At 53.4% G+C, this 253-nt stretch carries 1 protein-coding gene; it reads right to left on the bottom strand.

The genetic code is table 11. From position 1 onward, the window contains the following. On the bottom strand, positions 1-253 hold a 253-nt coding region (locus IV91_RS0112855; protein WP_031599083.1), incomplete at both ends, for a helix-turn-helix domain-containing protein.

The following is a 253-nucleotide window of genomic DNA, read 5'->3' as shown; positions in this document are numbered from 1 at the left end:
TCCCAATATTTCGGCCACCCGATTCACCGGCATTTCGCGTTCGATTAACGCCATGGCAAATGCCTCAAACAACAGCGTAAATCCACTGCCGGGGCGGGACCATGGCACATCAACCGTCAACACCTTTCCATCGGTTGTCTTGATGCGCGGCACACCACAATGCAAAAAACAGTGGTGCTCAAAGAAGTTCAAATGTTGCCACTCACGCCCCACCTTATCGTGCACAGGGCAAGCAGTACCCGTCTCATCCGGA

The organism is Ferrovum myxofaciens (genome assembly GCF_000735045.1).
GTDB classification, from domain to species: Bacteria; Pseudomonadota; Gammaproteobacteria; order Burkholderiales; family Ferrovaceae; genus Ferrovum; species Ferrovum myxofaciens.
Note: the sequence above shows the minus strand (reverse complement) of the source record. Positions and strands in the feature narration are given on the sequence as shown.